Consider the following 17,658-nt stretch of genomic DNA (forward strand, 5'->3'; position numbering starts at 1 on the left):
AAAGAACGTATATAGATAAGCAGGTAAAAGCGCCATAGCGTCTTTACCTGCTTTTTACATAGATTTCACAGGAAACAGATAGAGCGGTTTTCTAAAATAAAAGAAAATAAAAGGGAGAATATCAGGCAGGATCAAGCCGGAAAACAGGAGGGAACCGGGATGTATATGAGTAAACAGATGAAAAGGATTTTCCTTGGTATATTAGCCGGGATGCTGCTTTTAACAGGATGTGGGGCAGATTCAGGGACTGGCCGGGAAGAGGAACCCCGGGAAAGTCAGAATACGGAAGGGAAAGCAGAAGAACAGGAAAAGCAGGAGATCACCAGGGTTCCGGGAGGCCAGATCCGTATATTGTCAGGGTCTGAAAACCAGGAACTGGAAACCATTATCCAGGAATGCAGTGAGGCTACAGGCGTGGAGATTCAGATGGAATATAAAGGCTCTGTGGATATTATGAGGGAACTGGAAAATGGAGCGCCGGATTACGATGCGGTGTGGCCGGCCAGCAGTATCTGGGTCTCCATGGGAGATACCGGGCATCTGATCAAGCACAGTCAGTCCATTTCCATGACGCCGGTGGTATTTGGCATCAGGGAAAGTCTGGCGGAAAAGCTCGGGTTTGTGGGAGAAAAGGTATCGGTCAATGATATCCTGACAGCAATCCGGGATGGGGAAATGAGCTTTTGCATGACCAGCGCCACCCAGTCCAATTCCGGGGCCAGTGCCTATATTGGATTCTTATATGCTCTTCTCGGGAAGCAGGAGGGACTTACAGAAGAAGACCTGCAGAAGCCGGATCTTCAGGCGGATATCAGGGAACTGTTAAGCGGCGTGGAGCGAAGCTCCGGCAGTTCGGACTGGCTCAAAGATATGTTCCTGGAAGGAGACTATGACGCCATGGTCAACTATGAATGCCTGATCATTGACGCCAATCAGCAGCTGGAAGAGGAAGGGAAAGAACCTCTGTATGTGGTCTATCCCTATGATGGCCTTTCTATCGCGGATTCACCGCTGGGTTATGTGGATCATGGCGATGCAGAAAAAGAAGAAGCCTTTCTGGCAGTACAGGAATATCTCCTCTCAGACAAAACACAGGCAGAGATTGAGGCTACAGGACGCCGGATCAATGCTGGTGGCGTCTCCAAAGAAAATCAGGATGTATTCAACAGTGACTGGGGCATTGACACGGAACGGATCTTGTCGCCGATCCAGATGCCGGAGGCCGCGGTGCTGACAGAGGCGCTGAATATCTACCAGACCAGTTTTAAGAAGCCTTCTCTTAACATTTACTGTCTGGACTTCTCGGGCAGCATGTCGGGAACAGGAGAGGAACAACTCAAAGAAGCGATGGCCCAGATCCTGTTGCAGGAGAACGCCAGAAAGAATTTCCTTCAGGCAAATGCAGGAGAAGTAAATGAGGTGGTGTTCTTTGATGATACGATCCTGGATGTACAGGCGGCGGCCGATGATTCGGATGAAGCGCTGGCAGAGCTGAACCAGAAGGTGGCGGATTTCCAGATCGCGGGAGGTACGGATATTTACCGGGCGGCAGCAGAAGCGCTGGAAATTGCTTCCGGTTATGATCTGACAAACTATACGCCGGCCATTATCCTGATGACCGATGGGCGCTCCAACTATAATTACAGTAATTTTGAAGAGGTCTGGAAACGGTATGAAGAGGACATCCCGATTTTTTCTATTACCTTTGGAGATGCCGATCCAAGCCAGCTGGAAGAACTGGCTAAAATAAGCGGCGGCCGGGTGTTTGACGGCACCAAAGATCTGACGGCGGCCTTCCGCAGTGTGAAAGGATACAATTAGAACATGAAAAGAAACTGGAAAGAAATCATCAGTATTGCGGCTTCGGCAGGATTATCTCTGGCGGTATTCCTGGGACTTCTTGCCGGACTTGGATGGAATCTTCTGTTGTGCATGGGTCTGGCAGCCGCTTCCTATCCGGGATTTCTGCTGGTGCTGCGTCCGGTTAAAAAAATTGGAAGGATGGAAGTAGAAAAAATCGGTAATGGAGAAGTTCTTCATGAAAGGCTTCTGGAGGCTGGCACGGATTACCGGAGAATGCAAAAGGCAGCGGGCAAGATTCTGGATCCTGTATTAAAGCAGGACGTACAGACCCTTCTTACAACGGCGGGAAGCATTTTAAAATTTCTGACAGACAATCCAAAGAAAATCCCGTCGGCCAGACGCTATATTGATTACTACCAGGAGACGGCAGCCAATGTGTTGGAAAATTATGTAGAACTGCAGGACAGCAGACTTGCCACAAAAGAAGCGCAGAGAATATTACAGAATACAAAGGAAGCGGTGGCAACTTTGAAAGAGGCTTTTCAGATGCAGTTTGAAAAGCTGCTGCAAAATGAACTGATGGATATGGAGGCGGATCTGAATCTTCTGAAACAGACCCTCCGTTCAGAAGGATATATAGAAACAGGCAAACAGAGAAAGCAGGAAAACGAATGAAGAAAAAAATCATAGGTCTGATTCTTCTGGTCTGCGTGATGGGGGTCATCGGAGGAATCTATCTCCTGACCGGCGGGACCGGGGAACTGGGAGAAGAAAAACGGACAGAAGGGCAGCAGGTGACGAAAACGAAACCGGCTACGCAGGTCAGCGGGTATATTGGCGGAGAAAAAGTAGGGTTTCTGGAAGATGAGGAAGTGCTGGAGATCTTAAGAAATGAATATGGTCTGGATGTGGATTATTCAAAAGCCGGTTCTCTGGATATGATGACGGCGGATCTGTCCGGACGGAATTATCTTTTCCCTTCCAGCAGCATTGCACTGGAATATTACGAAGAACTTCACGGATCGCCAAAGCAGAGTGAGATTATTTTAAATACGCCGATTGTATTGTATACCCACAAGATCGTCCTGGATGCCTTTGAACAACAGGGACTGATCACAAAGGATGGAGAAGTTAATTATATTGATATGAATCAACTGGTTGCTATGATCCAGAATGATACCAAGTGGGCGGATATCGGCGTGCCTGAACTATACGGCAGTGTCTCTGTAGACACCACGGATCCGGCAAAGTCCAATTCCGGAAATATGTTTGCGGCGCTTCTGGCAGATGTGCTGAACGGCGGCCAGACCCTGACGCCGGAAGGCGTGGGAGAGATTCTGCCGCAGCTTCAGACTATTTTCGGCAAACTGGGATATATGGAGACTTCTTCAGCGGATCTGTTCGATCAGTTTCTTCGGATGGGGGTGGGGGCGACACCGGTTGCCGCAGGTTATGAGAGCCAGATCATCGAGTATGCCCAGATGAATCCGGAAGCATACGAAAAGATCAAGGATGATGTTGTGATCCTTTATCCGGCGCCTACTGTGTGGTCTGCTCATGTACTGATCGCCATAGACGAAAGCGGACAGACATTGCTCAAGGGGCTTCAGGATGAAACGGTACAGGAACTGGCCTGGAAAAAGCATGGTTTCCGCACTGGCAGCGCAGGAACCTCCCAGGGAGAAACCAAAGTGACCGGGATTGCGGACAGCATCACGCAGGTGGCGCAGGTTCCGTCCTACGAAGTGATGCGGCAGATCATAGAAGGACTGCAATAGCAGAGAAAGGGGGAAGAAATGGCAGAGATTACGTTAAATGCATTAAGGAAACAGAAGATAGCAGCAGAAGAAAATATAGCGCTGGTGGAGGAAAATGCCCGGAAGATCCAGGAACAGATTACTGCGCTGACACCTGCTGAGAGGGAAAAAGTGGAGGAGATCAAAGAGCAGATCGATCTGACCGATTCTCAGATGCTGATGCAGTATGGTTCCGGGGCAAAGCAGAATATCGCGGATTTTTCAGAAAATATCCTGAATAACGTAAGAAACAAGGATACGGGGTACATTGGTGAACTGATGACCGGGCTGGTGACCAGTGTGCAGGGGCTGGACTTTGAGTCGCTGGAAAAAGAATCCGGTATCATGGGCATTTTCAAAAAGGCAGAGGCAAAAGTGAAACGATTTATGATGCAGTATGAAAAACTGGAGGTCCAGGTAGATAAGATCGAAGGGAAGCTGGATGAAGCGAGAATGGAAATGCTCAAAGACATCGGCATGCTGGATTCCATGTATGAGAAAAACCTGTCCTATTTCCGCCAGTTGCAGCTTTATATCGTCGCAGGAGAGGAAAAGATGCGGGAACTCAAGGAAGAGACCATCCCGGCGCTTAGAAAAGAAGCAGAAGAGAGCGGAGATCCCATGAATGCACAGGTGGTAAAAGATTTTGAAGATACTGTGGGACAGTTTGAAAAGAAACTTCATGATCTGAAGATCAGCCGGACGATTGCGATCCAGACCGCGCCGCAGCTAAGACTGGTACAGAACAATGACAAGCTTCTTGCAGATAAGATCCAGACAGCGATCCAGGAGACCATCCCCCTTTGGAAGAGCCAGATGGTTATGGCGCTTGGCCTGTACCGGCAGCAGGAAGCCCTGAAGCTGCAAAGAGATATCACTGACGCAACCAATCAGCTGCTGCTGAAAAACTCGGAAAAACTAAAGCAGAATACACTGGATGTAGCAAGAGAATCAGAGAGAGGAATCGTGGATATTGAGACATTGAAAAAAGCAAATGAAAATCTGATCTCTACCATGAATGAGGCGGTGAAGATCCAGCAGGACGGAAGAAAGAAACGGCAGGAAGCTGAAGCAGAGCTGGAAAAGCTGGAACAGGATATCCGCCGCTCCCTTCTGGCCGGAGCATAAGGAAGAGGCGGACAATTTTAGATTCTTACCACGTAGCGGATCATGGAGAGAAGCCGCGTGGTCATATCGCCGGGATCCAGAGACGGGTCCTGGCATTTTTCTTCTAACAAAGTACGAAGACAGCAGACAACAATATCATTGATCAATTCTATATTTTCTTTTTGCAAAGTCGTGACAGTGCCGGAAAGTGTCTGTAAAAGATACATACACCTTTCCCGGATGTTCTGTCCGAAATACATCACCCGGATTTCATGAGAATATTCCACCTTTTCTTCGGGGAAAAGGCGGTAGTATTCTTCCATGACCGTTGTCAGGTTGTTGCTGTATTTTCCAAAGAAAAAATTGTAAAAAATCTGTGGCTTCCGGAAAACGGTGTGGCCGTAAAAAGACCAGATGGCCAAAAACGTATCTGCAGCGGAAAGATTCTGCGTGGATAATCTGGAAAGAGCCTGGCTGTACTGGTCGAAATGTTTCATGGTGGCCAGCATGACAAGTTCGTCCATGTCCCGGAAATATAAGTAAATGGTGGAATTATGAAATCCGGCTCTCTCGGCAATCTTGCGGATGGAAATCTTTTCCAGTCCCTCTTCGTCGATCAGCGCCTGCGCGGCCTCAATAAACCGGATTTTGTTTTGTATTTTCAATTCTTCATTTTGAATCACTGGCATATCTGAAAAACTCCTGATCTCTATATAAAATATCGCTGAATATCGTCTTATCTGTAAAGAAGCATAGCTTATATATTATATCATTTTGCGGATCCTTTCACAAGTGAGAAAACGGATATAGGCGGTATCTATAAGAAGTTCGAAAATTGTTAAAATATTAATAAAGATCATTGACAATAAGCGCGCTTATTATTATAATTACGTTAAAAATGATGGAACAAGCGCGCTTATTTTAAAAAAATATGTGAAAAATAACCATAGATAAAATCTATGGGAAACACGGCAAGGAGGGAAAATATGAAACTCGAAATTGGCAATTTTTATGTCAAAGACATTGTTTTCGGTAACGAACTGTCCTTAAAAGATGGAGTGCTTACCGTAAACAAAGAGGAAGCACTGGATTTCATCCGTCAGGACGAAAGAATTACAGAGGCAGAGCTTTATATCGCAAAGCCAGGTGACAAGATCCGTATGTGCCCGGTTAAAGAGGCGATCGAGCCCAGGATCCGCCCGGACGGAAGAGGAATCTTCCCCGGATATACGGATGATCTGGCGCCGGCAGGCGAGGGCGTGGTCTATGCCATGAAAAACTGCAGCGTGCTGGTAGTAGGAAGACACTGGGGCGGCTTCCAGGACGGTATTATCGACATGAGCGGAGAGGGCCAGAAGTTTACTTACTTTGGACAGTTAAACAATATCGTTCTGGTTGCAGACACCAATGAAGATTTTGAAAAACATGAGCAGCAGAAGAAAAACGACGCCTTAAGAAGAGCCGGACATAAGCTGGCGGAGTATATCGCAGCCTGCGTCAAAGAACTGACGCCGGAAGACACAGAAGTCTATGAACTGGAAGCTGCGATCAGAAGAGACCCGGAGGTAGAAAAGCTTCCGTCTGTTGTGTATGTAATGCAGCCCCAGTCCCAGATGGAAGAGATGGGTTACAACGACCTGCTTTACGGATGGGATACCAATCACATGGTGCCGACCTTTATGCATCCCAATGAAGTGCTGGACGGAGCGCTGGTATCCGGAAGTTTCATGCCGGTATCTTCCAAATGGTCTACCTATGACATGCAGAACTGTCCGAACATTAAAGCGCTTTACAAAGAGCACGGCAAGACCATCAATTTCCTGGGTGTGATCATGTCCAACTTAAATGTGGCGCTGGATCAGAAGGAAAGAGCGGCGCAGTTTGTAGCACAGATTGCAACCAGCCTGGGAGCAGACGGAGCGGTTGTTGCAGAAGAAGGCTACGGAAACCCGGATGCAGACTTTGTAGGATGTATCGTGGCTTTGGAAGATGCAGGCGTGAAGACGGTAGGTATTACCAATGAGTGTACCGGACGTGACGGACAATCCCAGCCTCTGGTAACTCTGGATGAAAAATGTGACGCTATCGTTTCCTGTGGAAATGTATCCGAGCTGATCGAGCTTCCGCCGATGGAGACCGTGCTTGGCGAGCTGGAAGCGCTTGGAAGAGACGGCCTTTCCGGAGGATGGGCGGATGATGAGATCTTAGGACCATCCGTAAGAAAAGACGGATCGATCATTATGGAAAATAACTCCATGTTCTGCGGAGACCAGGTATGCGGATGGTCACCGAAGACCATGAAAGAATTCTAGGCGGAGGTGAGATGATGAAAAAGGCAGTATTATATATCAATCAGTTTTTCGGCCAGATCGGCGGTGAAGAACAGGCTGGCATCGCGCCGGAACTTCACGAAGGCCAGGTAGGACCTGCCATGCAGTTTGCAAAAGATCTGGATGCAGAAATTACTTATACGATTATTTGCGGCGACAACTATATGGGAACCAATACAGAGGCGGCGGTCAGCGAGATCCTTGGCATGCTGGAAGGAAAAGAAATGGACATTTTCCTGGCAGGACCGGCATTCCAGGCCGGACGTTACGGCGTGGCCTGCGGTACCATCTGTAAAGCAGTCAAAGAAAAATTCGGCGTTCCGGTAGTAACATCCATGAACGTAGAAAATCCGGGCGTGGAAATGTTTAAAAAGCAGATGTATATCCTGGAAGGCGGCAACAGCGCTGCCAAGATGCGTAAAGATGTAAGCGCAATGGTAAAAGTTGCCAACAAGCTGTTAAACGGCGAGCCGGTAGGAAGCGCTGACGAGGAAGGATACTTTGCAAGAGGGATCCGCCGTCAGACCTGGCTGGCAGATGGAAAACCGGCATCCGAGCGTATGGTGGAAATGCTGGTAAAGAAGTTAAATGGAGAGCCGTTCCAGACGGAACTTCCGATTCCGAAGATTGACCGTGTACCCATCGCGGCAGCCATCAAAGACCTTTCCAAAGCGCGGATCGCATTGGTTACCACCGGCGGTATTGTACCGGTGGATAATCCGGACCACATTCAGTCCGCATCCGCAACCCGCTGGGGACGTTACGACATTTCCAATACAGAAGCGCTCAAAGGCGGAGAATACAAGACCATCCATGCGGGATTTGACCCGGCTGCGGCAGACGCAGATCCCAATGTCATTACTCCGATCGACGCACTGAAAGTGCTGGAAAAAGAGGGCGTATATGGAAGCCTGCATCCCTACTTCTATTCTACCGTAGGAACCGGTACTACAGAGGCAGAGGCACAGCGTATGGCAAAGGAAATCGTACCATATCTCCAGGACGACCATGTAGACGGCGTGATCCTGGTCTCCACCTGAGGTACCTGTACTCGTTGCGGTGCAACGATGGTAAAAGAAATCGAGCGGGCTGGTTTCCCGATCGTTCAGATGTGTAATCTGATCCCGGTAGCAAAGACGGTTGGATCCAACAGGATCGTTCCCACCATCTCCATCCCTTATCCTCTGGGAGATCCGGGCACACCAAAGGAAGAGCAGTGGAAGCTGCGTTATCACAGAACAAAAGTGGCTCTTGAGAGTCTTGCAACAGACATTACAGAACAGACAGTATTCCGTGTATAGGAAAGTTAGGCGGACAGACGCGGAAAAACAGCGTCTGCCCGCCTTCTTTTTCTGATAGGAAGAAAAGGAGAGAGATTGTATGGACAAGAAAAAAGCGGGGAACGCAGTATTTTATATTTCGCTGATCATTATCGCCATTATGGCAGTCTGGTCGGTAGTGTTTAATGAAAGTTTTACGGTAGTATCCAACGCGGCATTTAACTTTCTGACGACAGATTTTGGCTGGCTGTATCTTCTGGCTATGATCGTATTTCTGGTATTCATTGCCTATGTGGCATTTGGTCGGTTTGGAAAGATCCGTCTGGGCGGAGATGATTCCAGGCCGGAGTACAAGAACCTGACCTGGTTCGGTCTTCTGTTTGGCTGCGGTATGGGCGTCGGCCTGGTATTCTGGGGCGTGGCGGAACCGCTGACCCATTACCTGAACCCTACCGAAGGGATTGAAGGCGCGACACCTGCAGCTGCAGATTTTGCGATGAAATCCTTCTTTACCCACTGGGGAATCCTCCCGTGGGCCAACTACGCAGTGATCGGACTTGCGCTTGCCTACTTTATGTTCCGCAAGAATAAAAAAGGTCTGATCAGCACCATCCTGGAGCCGTTGATCGGCGAGAAACTGGCAAACGGATGGCTTGGAAAACTGGTAGATATCCTGGCGGTATTTGCCACCGTAGCCGGCGTGGTAACCTCCCTGGGACTTGGAACCCTGCAGATCAACGCAGGACTGAACTATATGTTCGGGATCCCCACCAATCTGATGGTACAGATCATTATCATTGTTATCGTATCCTTCCTGTACATCGGATCCGCAGTATCCGGTATTGAGAAGGGAATTAAGATCATTTCCGACACCAACCTGTATGTGGCGATCGGCCTGATGGTGGTGTGCTTTATCGTCGGACCGAAGATCGAAGTGCTGAACAGTTTCATCAATGGCCTGGGACAGTACATCGGCGACTTTATTCCGGACGCTATGTGGATCAATGCCTATGGCGATAACAGCTGGCTGGGAAGCTGGCGGCTGTTCTACTGGGCATGGTTCATTGCCTGGGCGCCGTTTGTAGGCGTATTTATCGCCCGTATCTCCAAGGGACGCACCATCCGGGAATTTGTTCTTGGCGTGGTTCTGGTGCCGGCCATCGCATCCTGCATCTGGGGCGCGATTTTCGGCAACCTGGGCATCAACCTGGCAGAGAAAGGCAAGATGGCGATCGAGACCTTACAGGAAGCCGTGGCAACTCCGGAAGTCGGACTTTTTGTAGTATTAAATGAATATCCACTGGGATTACTGTTGTCGATTGTGGCGATCGTTTCCCTGTGTGCGTTCTTCATTACTTCGGCAAACTCCGGCGTGTATGTATTATCTATGCTGTCCACAGACGGAGCCATCAATCCGCCGAATAGCCGGAAGATCCTCTGGGGTGTGATTCAGTCTATTATGGCAGTGGGACTTCTGATGGCAGGAGGCTTAAAGCCGCTGCAGACCATCTCCCTTGCAGCAGCGTTCCCATTCATTTTCATTATGTTTGGTGCGTGCGCGGCATTTATCAAAGCAATCCATGCAGACAAGGCGGTTAAGACGGATGAGTCAGAAGACAAGAAGATTCTGGACCAGACAGCGGCCGGAGGTGCTGCAGGAGCTGAATAGTTCCGGCATCTACCGGGTAAAAAAAGAATATATCGAAGAAAAAAATGGTTCGATCACCGATTATTATCTGGAACTCTACCGGTGGTATACCCGGACTGCAAGAAAGTATTTATCCATCCCTCCAGAATGTGAGTATCCCATCTGGCTGTCGCCAAGTGAAGAATTCATGCTGCAGCCAGTGGAGGATACGGTGATCCTGACTCTGGATATTCCGGAAGGCAGTTACCTTGCCTGCAATATGGAAGGCTGGGGGTACCGGGTTAATTACTGGTACGTGCCGCTGGATGCAGAGGACGACAGGAAACACCGGGAAGAACTGAAGCGATACGGGATTGCCTCGGAAGATGAACTGGTGACAGGCACTAAGGGGAATTTTTACCCGTCGCTGCGGCGTAAGATCACAGACAGCTGGGAGAGGATCTTTACAGAGCCTGCCAGAACGCCGGAAGATGCGGCGGCCACGGCCTGGGAAATCCGCAGGGAGTGGCTGAAGGGAGTCAGATACTATGAGTGACGAATGCAAAGTGATGTATACCGCGCAGGCGGATCTTGTGCTGGAAACACTGGCCAGAGACGGTGTTTATTATGTGAAAAAAAGTTATGTACAGCAGAAATACCAGGAAACGGCATGGATCTTTCGTGAGGCATACGATTTTTTTATCAGGAATGCATCGGAAATAGTTGCAATGCCTCCGGAAGCGGAATCCCCGGTATGGCTTTACAAAGATCCATTGTGGGCAAAGCCGGAAGCCGGTACGCACCGCCTGCAGTTATGGATACCCAGGGAAGAACTCCTGCTGTTCGACCGCAGAAAATGGAATCAGATCCTGAATCTGTCCTACATGGGGGCAGAAGAGGAAGTACGGGAGTTTGAAGAACGCTTAAGAAGGCAGGGCGTTATGGATTCCACGGATGTATTTTCCAAACCTTACTATCCCCAGATGAAGGCGGAGATCCAAAAGAGCTGGAGGCGGCTCTTTGAAGAGATCCCTGAGGAAGGAATGGAAGCAAAGAATATCCAGGGCGCCGTATGGCGCCTGAAGCAGGAGTGGATCCTGGGGATAGAATAAAGGATAACGAAAACATATTTACATTACCCCTTTCTTTGGCGGTGTCGCGATGATTCGCGGCATCGCCTTTTTCTGCATAGACAACCGTACCCTTTTTTCGTATAATGAAGCCAGAAAGGAAAAGGAGGCCGTTATGCAATCCAAAGCAAAGATCGTAATCGCTGATGATGAAAAGGAGATCCGGGATGTGGTGTCCATGCTGCTTACCGGGGAAGGCTATGAGGTGGCCGCGGCTGCGGACGGCCGGGAAGCCCTGGAGCTTGCAGACCCTTCCGTGGATCTGTATATCCTGGATGTAAATATGCCGGAGATGACAGGGTTTGCTGCAGCAGCCGAGATCCGGAAGACCTGCTATGCGCCGATCCTGTTTTTGACGGCTTATTCCGGGGAATCTGACAAGATGATGGGATTTTCCGCAGGCGGGGACGACTATCTGGTTAAGCCCTTTTCCAATGTGGAGCTTCTGCTTCGGGTGCGGGCCCATCTGCGGCGGGTGAAGGAATACGCGCCGGCGGACGGGCATACGATCCTTTACAAGGATCTCACGCTGGATCTTCGCAGCCAGTCTGTCAGAAAGGGAAATGAGCTGATCGTTCTTACCTATACAGAATATCAGATCCTGAAGCTGTTCCTGGAACACCGGGGCAAGATCTTCTCCATGGAAAATATTTACCAGAGCGTCTGGGAAGACGAGCCGGTAGGGGACGGATCCATCATGACACATATCAAAAACCTTCGCAAAAAATTGAAGGACGATTCCAGAAACCCGCAGTATATCAAGACGGCCTGGGGAAAGGGATACTATGTGGAGTAAAAAGATCAAAGGGAAAAAACTGGCAGTACAGATCCTGGAATATCTGCTGATCAGCGTGCTGGTCTCCGGTTTTGTATTTTGCTTTCTCTATTATCTGTCCGGCACACTGGCGGAAAACTATTTTGTCTACCGGGGCATGGAACTTACCCGGGTGCAGGAGCGGGTGCTGGCTGTATGGAGGAGCAGCATCTGCGCCTTTGGCGCCCTGGCGGTATTCGTGGTGCTTTTCCTCTTTATGCTGGGGCAGAGGCTCTCCTATCTGATCCGGATCATCCGGGGCGTGGAACGGTTGCGGGAGCAGGAAGAGACAGAAGGAAAAGACGGGAAGACAATCCAGACGGAGATCCCGCTGGAGGGAAACGATGAACTTGCCGAGCTTGCTGGAGCCATTAATTATCTGTCGGCGGCCAGGCGGGAACTGGATATGCGGAAGCGGCGGATGCAGGAAGAAAAAGAGGCCTGGATCCGGTCTTTGTCCCACGATATCCGTACGCCTCTTACTTCCATGCTTTCCTATTCGGAGCTGGTCCTTTCCAGAGAGGAGACAGACCGGGAGGAACTTTTCCGGGCGCTGGTGCTGACCCGTGAAAAGGCCAGACAGATCAAGGAACTGACGGATCAGCTGATGGAAGGAGAGCGGCAGAAAGAAGAGCCGGCAGAGGACCTGGGACTTCTCTTTGCCCAGCTTGCCCAGGAGTGGGAAGCGGTGCTGGAAGAGCGGTTTGCCGTCCAGACAGAGGTGTCCGGACTTGCGGGGGCGTCCGGGATGGCGGACATTGATTCTCTGCAAAGGGTCTGGGACAACCTGATCTCCAATGTGGAGAAATATGCAGATCCGGACCAACCGGTTACGCTGAAAATAGAACGAGGGCCGGATGAGGCGGAGCGCGGCGGCGTCCGTGCAGTGATCACGCAGAAAAATGCAGTCCGAAAGGATGATTTCTATAAAGAAAGTTATGGCATTGGTCTCAAAAATATCCGGCGGATCGTCAGCCGGTATCAGGGCGAGGCCGAAGTGACAGAGGACGAGGAATCTTTTCAGATCCGGATCCGGCTGTATTTTCCGCCCCTTCTTCAGAATTCTTCAGAAATACCTTCGTAATTTCTTCAGAACCTTCTGCTATCATGCAGTTGTAAACAACAAGAAAGATTGATGTGAAGAAGAAAAGGAGAAGAACTATGGGAATCGGCGGAATTATGATTTTATTTGTAATCTTGTGTGCAGTCAGCATTCTGGGAGCAGTTTTGCTCCTGCTTGCAAAAAGCGAGCGGGGAAAAAGCATCGCATTATACCTGCTTAGCATCTGGGGAATGGCCATTGCGGTCATCAGCGCTACCAGTCTCCCCAGAAATGAAGTGGGGCAGCAGATCATTGCCTGGGGCTTTGGATTCCTGGCGGTGGCGGCGGTCATCCTGCACATTCGGGCAGGATCAAAGGGGATGCGGTACGCGTCCTGCTGTCTGGCGGTGCTGTCCTGCCTTGGCGGGATCCTGAAATTATTTTTTATCTAAAGAAAGCGGGAGACTATGGCGAAAATCGTATTTATGGGAGACAGTATCACAGACTCCTTCCACAAATTTCATGTGGACGAAGCAGGGCTAGGGAACGGCTATGTGGCTCTGATCGCAGAGCGGTTAAGAGAGAGGGGAAGGGCGGATTTCATCCGCAACTCCGGGCATGACGGGTTCACCGTGTCGGGGCTGTTGCGGCTGTTCGAGTACGACTGCCTTCAGTTTCATCCGGATCTGGTGACAGTGCAGATCGGAAGCAACGACGCGGCAGTGGAGATGAATACCGGGAAAACCATAGAAGAGCAGGAGTTTGCCGAAAACTACCGGAAGCTTCTTGGCCGGATCCGGGAGGAGACCGGTGCGAAGATCCTGTGTCTGGGACCCTTTATCTTCCCCCATCCGCTGGAGTACGCCAACTGGATCCCTGTGATCCAGAAGATAGAAGCGCTGGAGCGGCAGATTGCGGCGGAAGAAGGGGCGGTGTTCCAGCCTCTTCATGACCGGCTGAACCAGGCGGCGAAGGAACAAGGCTACGAGGCCATCACCGTGGACGGAACCCATCTTACTCGGGAAGGGGCGAAGATCATGGCCGATGCCTGGCTTGAGGCGGCGGAAGGGATCTATTGACAGCCCGGGGCGTGGGTGGTAAGGTTAGGACAGAAATCATTTCATGCACAGGAGGGAAAACAGATGCCACATATCAGTGTAAAATTGTATCCGGGAAGAAGCCAGGAGATGAAAGAGAACCTGGCTCACAAACTGCAGGAGTGCCTGGCCAGCGAGTCCGGCTGCTGGAGCAACGACGATATCTCCGTCTCTTTTGAAGAGATCGGACCGGAGGGCTTCGAGGAAACCGTGAAAAACGCCATGAAGCCGGAGGAGATGATCCTGACCTCCAAGTTTGTTCACTAGAAAAGCAGAAGAAATGAAGGAAAAGGCCGGCGGGAGTGAAAGCATTCCCGCCGGTTTTTTTGGATTGGCTCATGGTGTCAGGAATGGTTAAAATTTTGTAAAAAGGATTGACTTTTCTTTTTGGCGGAGATATTATGATGATATCAAAATGATATCAGATTCGCAGAGAGAGGAGAATCGTTATGAAGAAAGAACAAGTACAAGAGAAGATTTTACATCCGGCCAACGGCTACCTGATGCTCCTTTTAGGGATATTGCTTCTGATCGCAGGGATCGGAGCAGGAGTTGCAGGATCTGTGATCGGCGGCATGGAGGAAAACGGCGCCCTGATCGGCATCAGCATCACCGTCTGTGTCATCCTGGTCATTTTAGGTGTGATCCTGTTGTGCGGGCTGAAGGTGCTGAACCCCAACGAAGCCTATGTGCTGACTCTGTTTGGTAATTATTACGGAACCATCAAAAAAGAAGGCTTCTTCTGGGTGAATCCTTTCTGTTCCGCCATTAATCCCACCGTCAAGGCAGTGCCGGTAGCGACCGGAAGTGTGGAAGGACGCATTACCACCGCAGGCGTATCCGCCGGCGGAAAGAAAGTGTCCCTGCGGATGATGACCCTGGACAACAAAAAGCAGAAGGTCAACGATCTGCTGGGCAATCCGGTGGAGATCGGAGCCGTGGTGATCTGGCGGGTGGTAGATCCTACCAAAGCTGTGATCAATGTGGAAAATTACAAGAACTATCTGTCCATCCAGTGCGACGCCATCATCCGGAATACGGCCAGACAGTATCCCTACGATACCAATGAGGGCGGCGATGAAAAATCCCTGCGGGGCAGCAGCCAGGAGATTGCGGACATCATGAGCCAGGAGCTGCAGAAGAAGACGGAAGACGCCGGCATCCAGATCGAGGAAGTGCGGATCACCCACCTTGCGTACGCACCGGAGATCGCATCCGCTATGCTGCAGCGGCAGCAGGCGGCCGCCATCATCGACGCCCGGCAGAAGATCGTGGAAGGCGCCGTGGGCATGGTGGAAATGGCGCTTCACAAATTAAATGAAAATGATATCGTAGATCTGGACGAAGAGCGCAAAGCCGCTATGGTCAGCAACCTTCTGGTAGTGCTGTGCGGCAATAAAGAAGCGCAGCCCATCGTCAACAGCGGAAGCCTGTACTAGGAAAGCGGAGTCTTGAATGAAAGGCAGGAAAACCGTAAGATAGTAAGTATAGAACGGAAACGGAAGGGGGACTGTTTGGGAAATGGAAGAAAAGAATACCGATAAATCCAAAGCAAAAAAACAAGTGCCCCTTCGTCTGTCCAAAAAACTGTACGACGAAATCGCCCAGTGGGCGGAGGATGATTTCCGCTCCATGAACGGACAGATCGAATACCTGCTGACGGAGTGCGTCAAGCGCCGGAAGGGGAAGAAAGATTCGCAGGAGGAGTAAGAAGATGACCCATTTGTTACAAAAGATCAATAAAAGAAAGCTGGCGGCTGTGCTGGTGCTGCTGGTGGTCCTGGCTTTGTCCATGACTGTGGTACAAAAAGCAGCCAGCGACCCGGAAAATCATACGGGAACCATCGAAGCCCTGGATGAGAAAAAGGCAGACGTACTGAAGCTGACGGCCTCATCTGCGGCAGCAGCCACAGCCCTTGCGGCAGTTCCCGGAGACGCCACCACGCCGGTGGCCAACAAGCTGGCAGACCTGACTTCTTATTTCCTGATCGTCCTGATGGTAGTCTTTCTGGAAAAATATCTGGTCACCCTGACCGGTTACGCCACATTTTTCATCCTGATCCCGCTGGCCTGCGTCCTGCTTGGCATCGGGATCTGTGCGGAACGCCCCTTCTTAAAGGTGCTGGCCGGAAAGGTGGCGGCCTTCGGGCTGGTGCTCTTCCTGATCATCCCCATCAGCATGCATGTGTCCGGCATGATCGAGGCCACCTATGAGCAAAGTATGGAGACAGCGGTAGAAGAAGCCGAGAACATCACAGAAGAGATCAACGAAAGCACCGACGAGGACGGAAATGTGCTGGAGCAGGCTCTGACCAAATTAAAGGACGGCGTGTCCGGACTGCTGGATAAGGGCGAGGCCCTGCTGAATCACTTCATCGAGACCATCGCAGTTATGATGGTGACCTCCTGCGTGATCCCGGTGGTGATCCTTGTATTTCTGCTGTGGCTTGTGAAAGTCCTCTTCGGAATACAGGTCAGCGTGCCAAAAGACGTGCCAAAGAAGATCTCTGCCAAAGTCGGAAAGAGAAAAGAAATAGCAGAGAAATAAACGAGAACAGAGCGTATGGAAAAGTCGGCCGGAAGGCCGGCTTTTTCCTTGAAGTCAATTGGGGACGGGGGATTTTTGAAAATCCCCCGTCCCCAATTGATATGCCGGGCAGGAGAAAGATTGTGGAAAGAAAGGTTGCGGAGAAGAGGAGGATGTAGAATAATAGAGGGTAGAAGAAGGTGAAGCAAACATGAGATTATTTATTGCAATCCCATTGTCGGAGGAAATGAAGAAGGCGCTGGTAACCTGTATGCACGACCTGAAGAAGCAGGGCGTGGAAGGGAACTATGTGCCGGCCCAGAACCTGCACCTGACCCTGGCCTTCATCGGGGAGTACGATGACCCGGAGAAGGTGAAAGAGGTGCTGCGAAGCGTGCCGATGCCGCCCTTCCGGATGAGTCTGTCGGAGAAAGGGAATTTTGGCAATCTCCTGTGGGCGGGAGTAAAAGGGAATCAAAAGCTGAAAACTTATGTGAAGGATCTGCGGGCGGCGCTGAAAGGGGCAGGGATTCCCTTCGAGGATGATAAATTTACGCCTCATATCACCCTGGTGCGGAAGGCGGCGTCGAAGAAGTCCTACCAGGTACATTTGCCAAAGGCAGAGATGACGGTGAAGCATGCGGCGCTGATGAAGTCGGAGCAAAAGAACGGGAAAGTAAGTTATCGGGAGATGTAAACCGGTCTGCTGTCCAGGAGGGGGATGAAAATGAGAGAAGAGATTTTCCAGTATGTGAAAAAGAAATATAAAGTGGAACCGGATTATCCATTTTCCACGGCGCCCACTTATCCGGTGCTGCGGCATAAGGATAACCGGAAGTGGTTTGCCCTGATCATGGATATCCCAAGGGAGAAGCTGGGGCTGGAGGGCAGCGAGCACGTGGATATCATGAATGTGAAGCTGGGGGATCCCATGCTGGTGGATATGATCGTCCGGCAGCCGGGGTATTTCTACGGGTATCACATTACCAGAAGCAACTGGATCTCCATTCTCCTGGACGGGACGGTGCCGTTTGAGGAGATCTGTCAGTGGATCGATGAGAGTTATGCAGTGACAGCTTCCAGGAAGAAGAAGGGGAAGAAGTAG

At 50.3% G+C, this 17,658-nt stretch carries 20 protein-coding genes; 19 read left to right on the top strand and 1 reads right to left on the bottom strand.

Features of this window, described 5'->3' with window-relative positions; translation table 11 throughout:
* The first annotated feature begins 165 nt into the window (after positions 1–165).
* The 4 genes from ABGT54_RS05425 to ABGT54_RS05440 are packed head-to-tail and all read left to right on the top strand — an operon-like array spanning position 166 to position 4,727.
* On the top strand, positions 166–1,821 hold the full coding sequence (locus ABGT54_RS05425; protein ID WP_346663156.1) for a substrate-binding domain-containing protein: 1,656 nt from the start codon (positions 166–168) through the stop codon (positions 1,819–1,821).
* A 3-nt stretch (positions 1,822–1,824) separates the two neighbouring features.
* Entirely contained in the window at positions 1,825–2,478 is a 654-nt protein-coding gene (locus tag ABGT54_RS05430; RefSeq protein ID WP_346663157.1) for a 5-bromo-4-chloroindolyl phosphate hydrolysis family protein, read from the top strand.
* On the top strand, positions 2,475–3,581 hold the full coding sequence (locus ABGT54_RS05435) for a hypothetical protein (RefSeq protein ID WP_346663158.1): 1,107 nt from the start codon (positions 2,475–2,477) through the stop codon (positions 3,579–3,581). Before ABGT54_RS05430 ends, ABGT54_RS05435 begins: the two co-directional genes overlap by 4 nt.
* A gap of 18 nt (positions 3,582–3,599) precedes the next feature.
* Complete coding sequence (locus tag ABGT54_RS05440; protein ID WP_204931091.1) at positions 3,600–4,727, top strand: toxic anion resistance protein; 1,128 nt, start codon at positions 3,600–3,602, stop codon at positions 4,725–4,727.
* 17 nt (positions 4,728–4,744) lie between these two features.
* Here ABGT54_RS05440 and ABGT54_RS05445 read toward each other — a convergent pair whose 3' ends face one another.
* Positions 4,745–5,395 carry a TetR/AcrR family transcriptional regulator gene (locus ABGT54_RS05445; protein WP_346663159.1) on the bottom strand — a complete coding sequence of 217 codons (651 nt, stop codon included), beginning with the start codon at positions 5,393–5,395 and terminating at the stop codon, positions 4,745–4,747.
* Between the two features lie 297 nt (positions 5,396–5,692).
* Here ABGT54_RS05445 and ABGT54_RS05450 point away from each other — a divergent pair, with 297 nt between their 5' ends.
* The 15 genes from ABGT54_RS05450 (at position 5,693) to ABGT54_RS05520 (ending at position 17,658) form a co-directional block, all read left to right on the top strand.
* Positions 5,693–7,018 carry a glycine/sarcosine/betaine reductase component B subunit gene (locus ABGT54_RS05450; protein ID WP_346663160.1) on the top strand — a complete coding sequence of 442 codons (1,326 nt, stop codon included), beginning with the start codon at positions 5,693–5,695 and terminating at the stop codon, positions 7,016–7,018.
* Positions 7,019–7,032: 14 nt separating this feature from the next.
* Positions 7,033–8,337 (top strand): betaine reductase selenoprotein B, encoded by a 1,305-nt coding sequence (grdH, locus tag ABGT54_RS05455; protein ID WP_270644024.1) that lies wholly within the window; start codon positions 7,033–7,035, stop codon positions 8,335–8,337.
* A gap of 79 nt (positions 8,338–8,416) precedes the next feature.
* Positions 8,417–9,985: a BCCT family transporter gene (locus ABGT54_RS05460; protein ID WP_270643887.1), complete on the top strand. Its 1,569-nt coding sequence runs from the start codon at positions 8,417–8,419 to the stop codon at positions 9,983–9,985.
* Positions 9,921–10,499, top strand: a complete 579-nt coding sequence (locus tag ABGT54_RS05465; protein WP_346663161.1) for a DUF3841 domain-containing protein — start codon at positions 9,921–9,923, stop codon at positions 10,497–10,499. The genes ABGT54_RS05460 and ABGT54_RS05465 overlap by 65 nt, the downstream gene beginning before the upstream one ends.
* Complete coding sequence (locus ABGT54_RS05470; protein ID WP_346663162.1) at positions 10,492–11,055, top strand: DUF3841 domain-containing protein; 564 nt, start codon at positions 10,492–10,494, stop codon at positions 11,053–11,055. Before ABGT54_RS05465 ends, ABGT54_RS05470 begins: the two co-directional genes overlap by 8 nt.
* Positions 11,056–11,188: 133 nt before the next feature.
* A complete protein-coding gene (locus ABGT54_RS05475; RefSeq protein WP_346663163.1) occupies positions 11,189–11,869 on the top strand; it encodes a response regulator transcription factor in 681 nt (226 codons plus the stop codon).
* Positions 11,859–12,971 carry a HAMP domain-containing sensor histidine kinase gene (locus ABGT54_RS05480; RefSeq protein ID WP_346663164.1) on the top strand — a complete coding sequence of 371 codons (1,113 nt, stop codon included), beginning with the start codon at positions 11,859–11,861 and terminating at the stop codon, positions 12,969–12,971. The genes ABGT54_RS05475 and ABGT54_RS05480 overlap by 11 nt, the downstream gene beginning before the upstream one ends.
* A 77-nt stretch (positions 12,972–13,048) precedes the next feature.
* On the top strand, positions 13,049–13,381 hold the full coding sequence (locus ABGT54_RS05485; protein WP_270643882.1) for a hypothetical protein: 333 nt from the start codon (positions 13,049–13,051) through the stop codon (positions 13,379–13,381).
* Between the two features lie 15 nt (positions 13,382–13,396).
* Positions 13,397–14,008, top strand: coding sequence for a GDSL-type esterase/lipase family protein (locus tag ABGT54_RS05490; RefSeq protein ID WP_346663165.1), 612 nt, complete (start codon positions 13,397–13,399; stop codon positions 14,006–14,008).
* Positions 14,009–14,071: 63 nt separating this feature from the next.
* Positions 14,072–14,293 (top strand): tautomerase family protein, encoded by a 222-nt coding sequence (locus ABGT54_RS05495; protein ID WP_204909180.1) that lies wholly within the window; start codon positions 14,072–14,074, stop codon positions 14,291–14,293.
* A gap of 182 nt (positions 14,294–14,475) precedes the next feature.
* Positions 14,476–15,465: an SPFH domain-containing protein gene (locus tag ABGT54_RS05500; protein ID WP_346663166.1), complete on the top strand. Its 990-nt coding sequence runs from the start codon at positions 14,476–14,478 to the stop codon at positions 15,463–15,465.
* Positions 15,466–15,547: 82 nt separating this feature from the next.
* The gene (locus ABGT54_RS05505; RefSeq protein ID WP_204931077.1) at positions 15,548–15,736 is read left to right on the top strand and encodes a hypothetical protein; all 189 of its coding nucleotides are present in this window, start codon (positions 15,548–15,550) and stop codon (positions 15,734–15,736) included.
* Positions 15,737–15,740: 4 nt separating this feature from the next.
* The gene (locus ABGT54_RS05510; RefSeq protein ID WP_346663167.1) at positions 15,741–16,574 is read left to right on the top strand and encodes a hypothetical protein; all 834 of its coding nucleotides are present in this window, start codon (positions 15,741–15,743) and stop codon (positions 16,572–16,574) included.
* A gap of 190 nt (positions 16,575–16,764) precedes the next feature.
* The gene (gene thpR, locus ABGT54_RS05515) at positions 16,765–17,250 is read left to right on the top strand and encodes an RNA 2',3'-cyclic phosphodiesterase (protein WP_346663168.1); all 486 of its coding nucleotides are present in this window, start codon (positions 16,765–16,767) and stop codon (positions 17,248–17,250) included.
* A gap of 30 nt (positions 17,251–17,280) precedes the next feature.
* A complete protein-coding gene (locus tag ABGT54_RS05520; RefSeq protein ID WP_346663169.1) occupies positions 17,281–17,658 on the top strand; it encodes an MmcQ/YjbR family DNA-binding protein in 378 nt (125 codons plus the stop codon).

The organism is uncultured Merdimonas sp. (genome assembly GCF_963929015.1).
GTDB lineage: Bacteria > Bacillota > Clostridia > Lachnospirales > Lachnospiraceae > Merdimonas.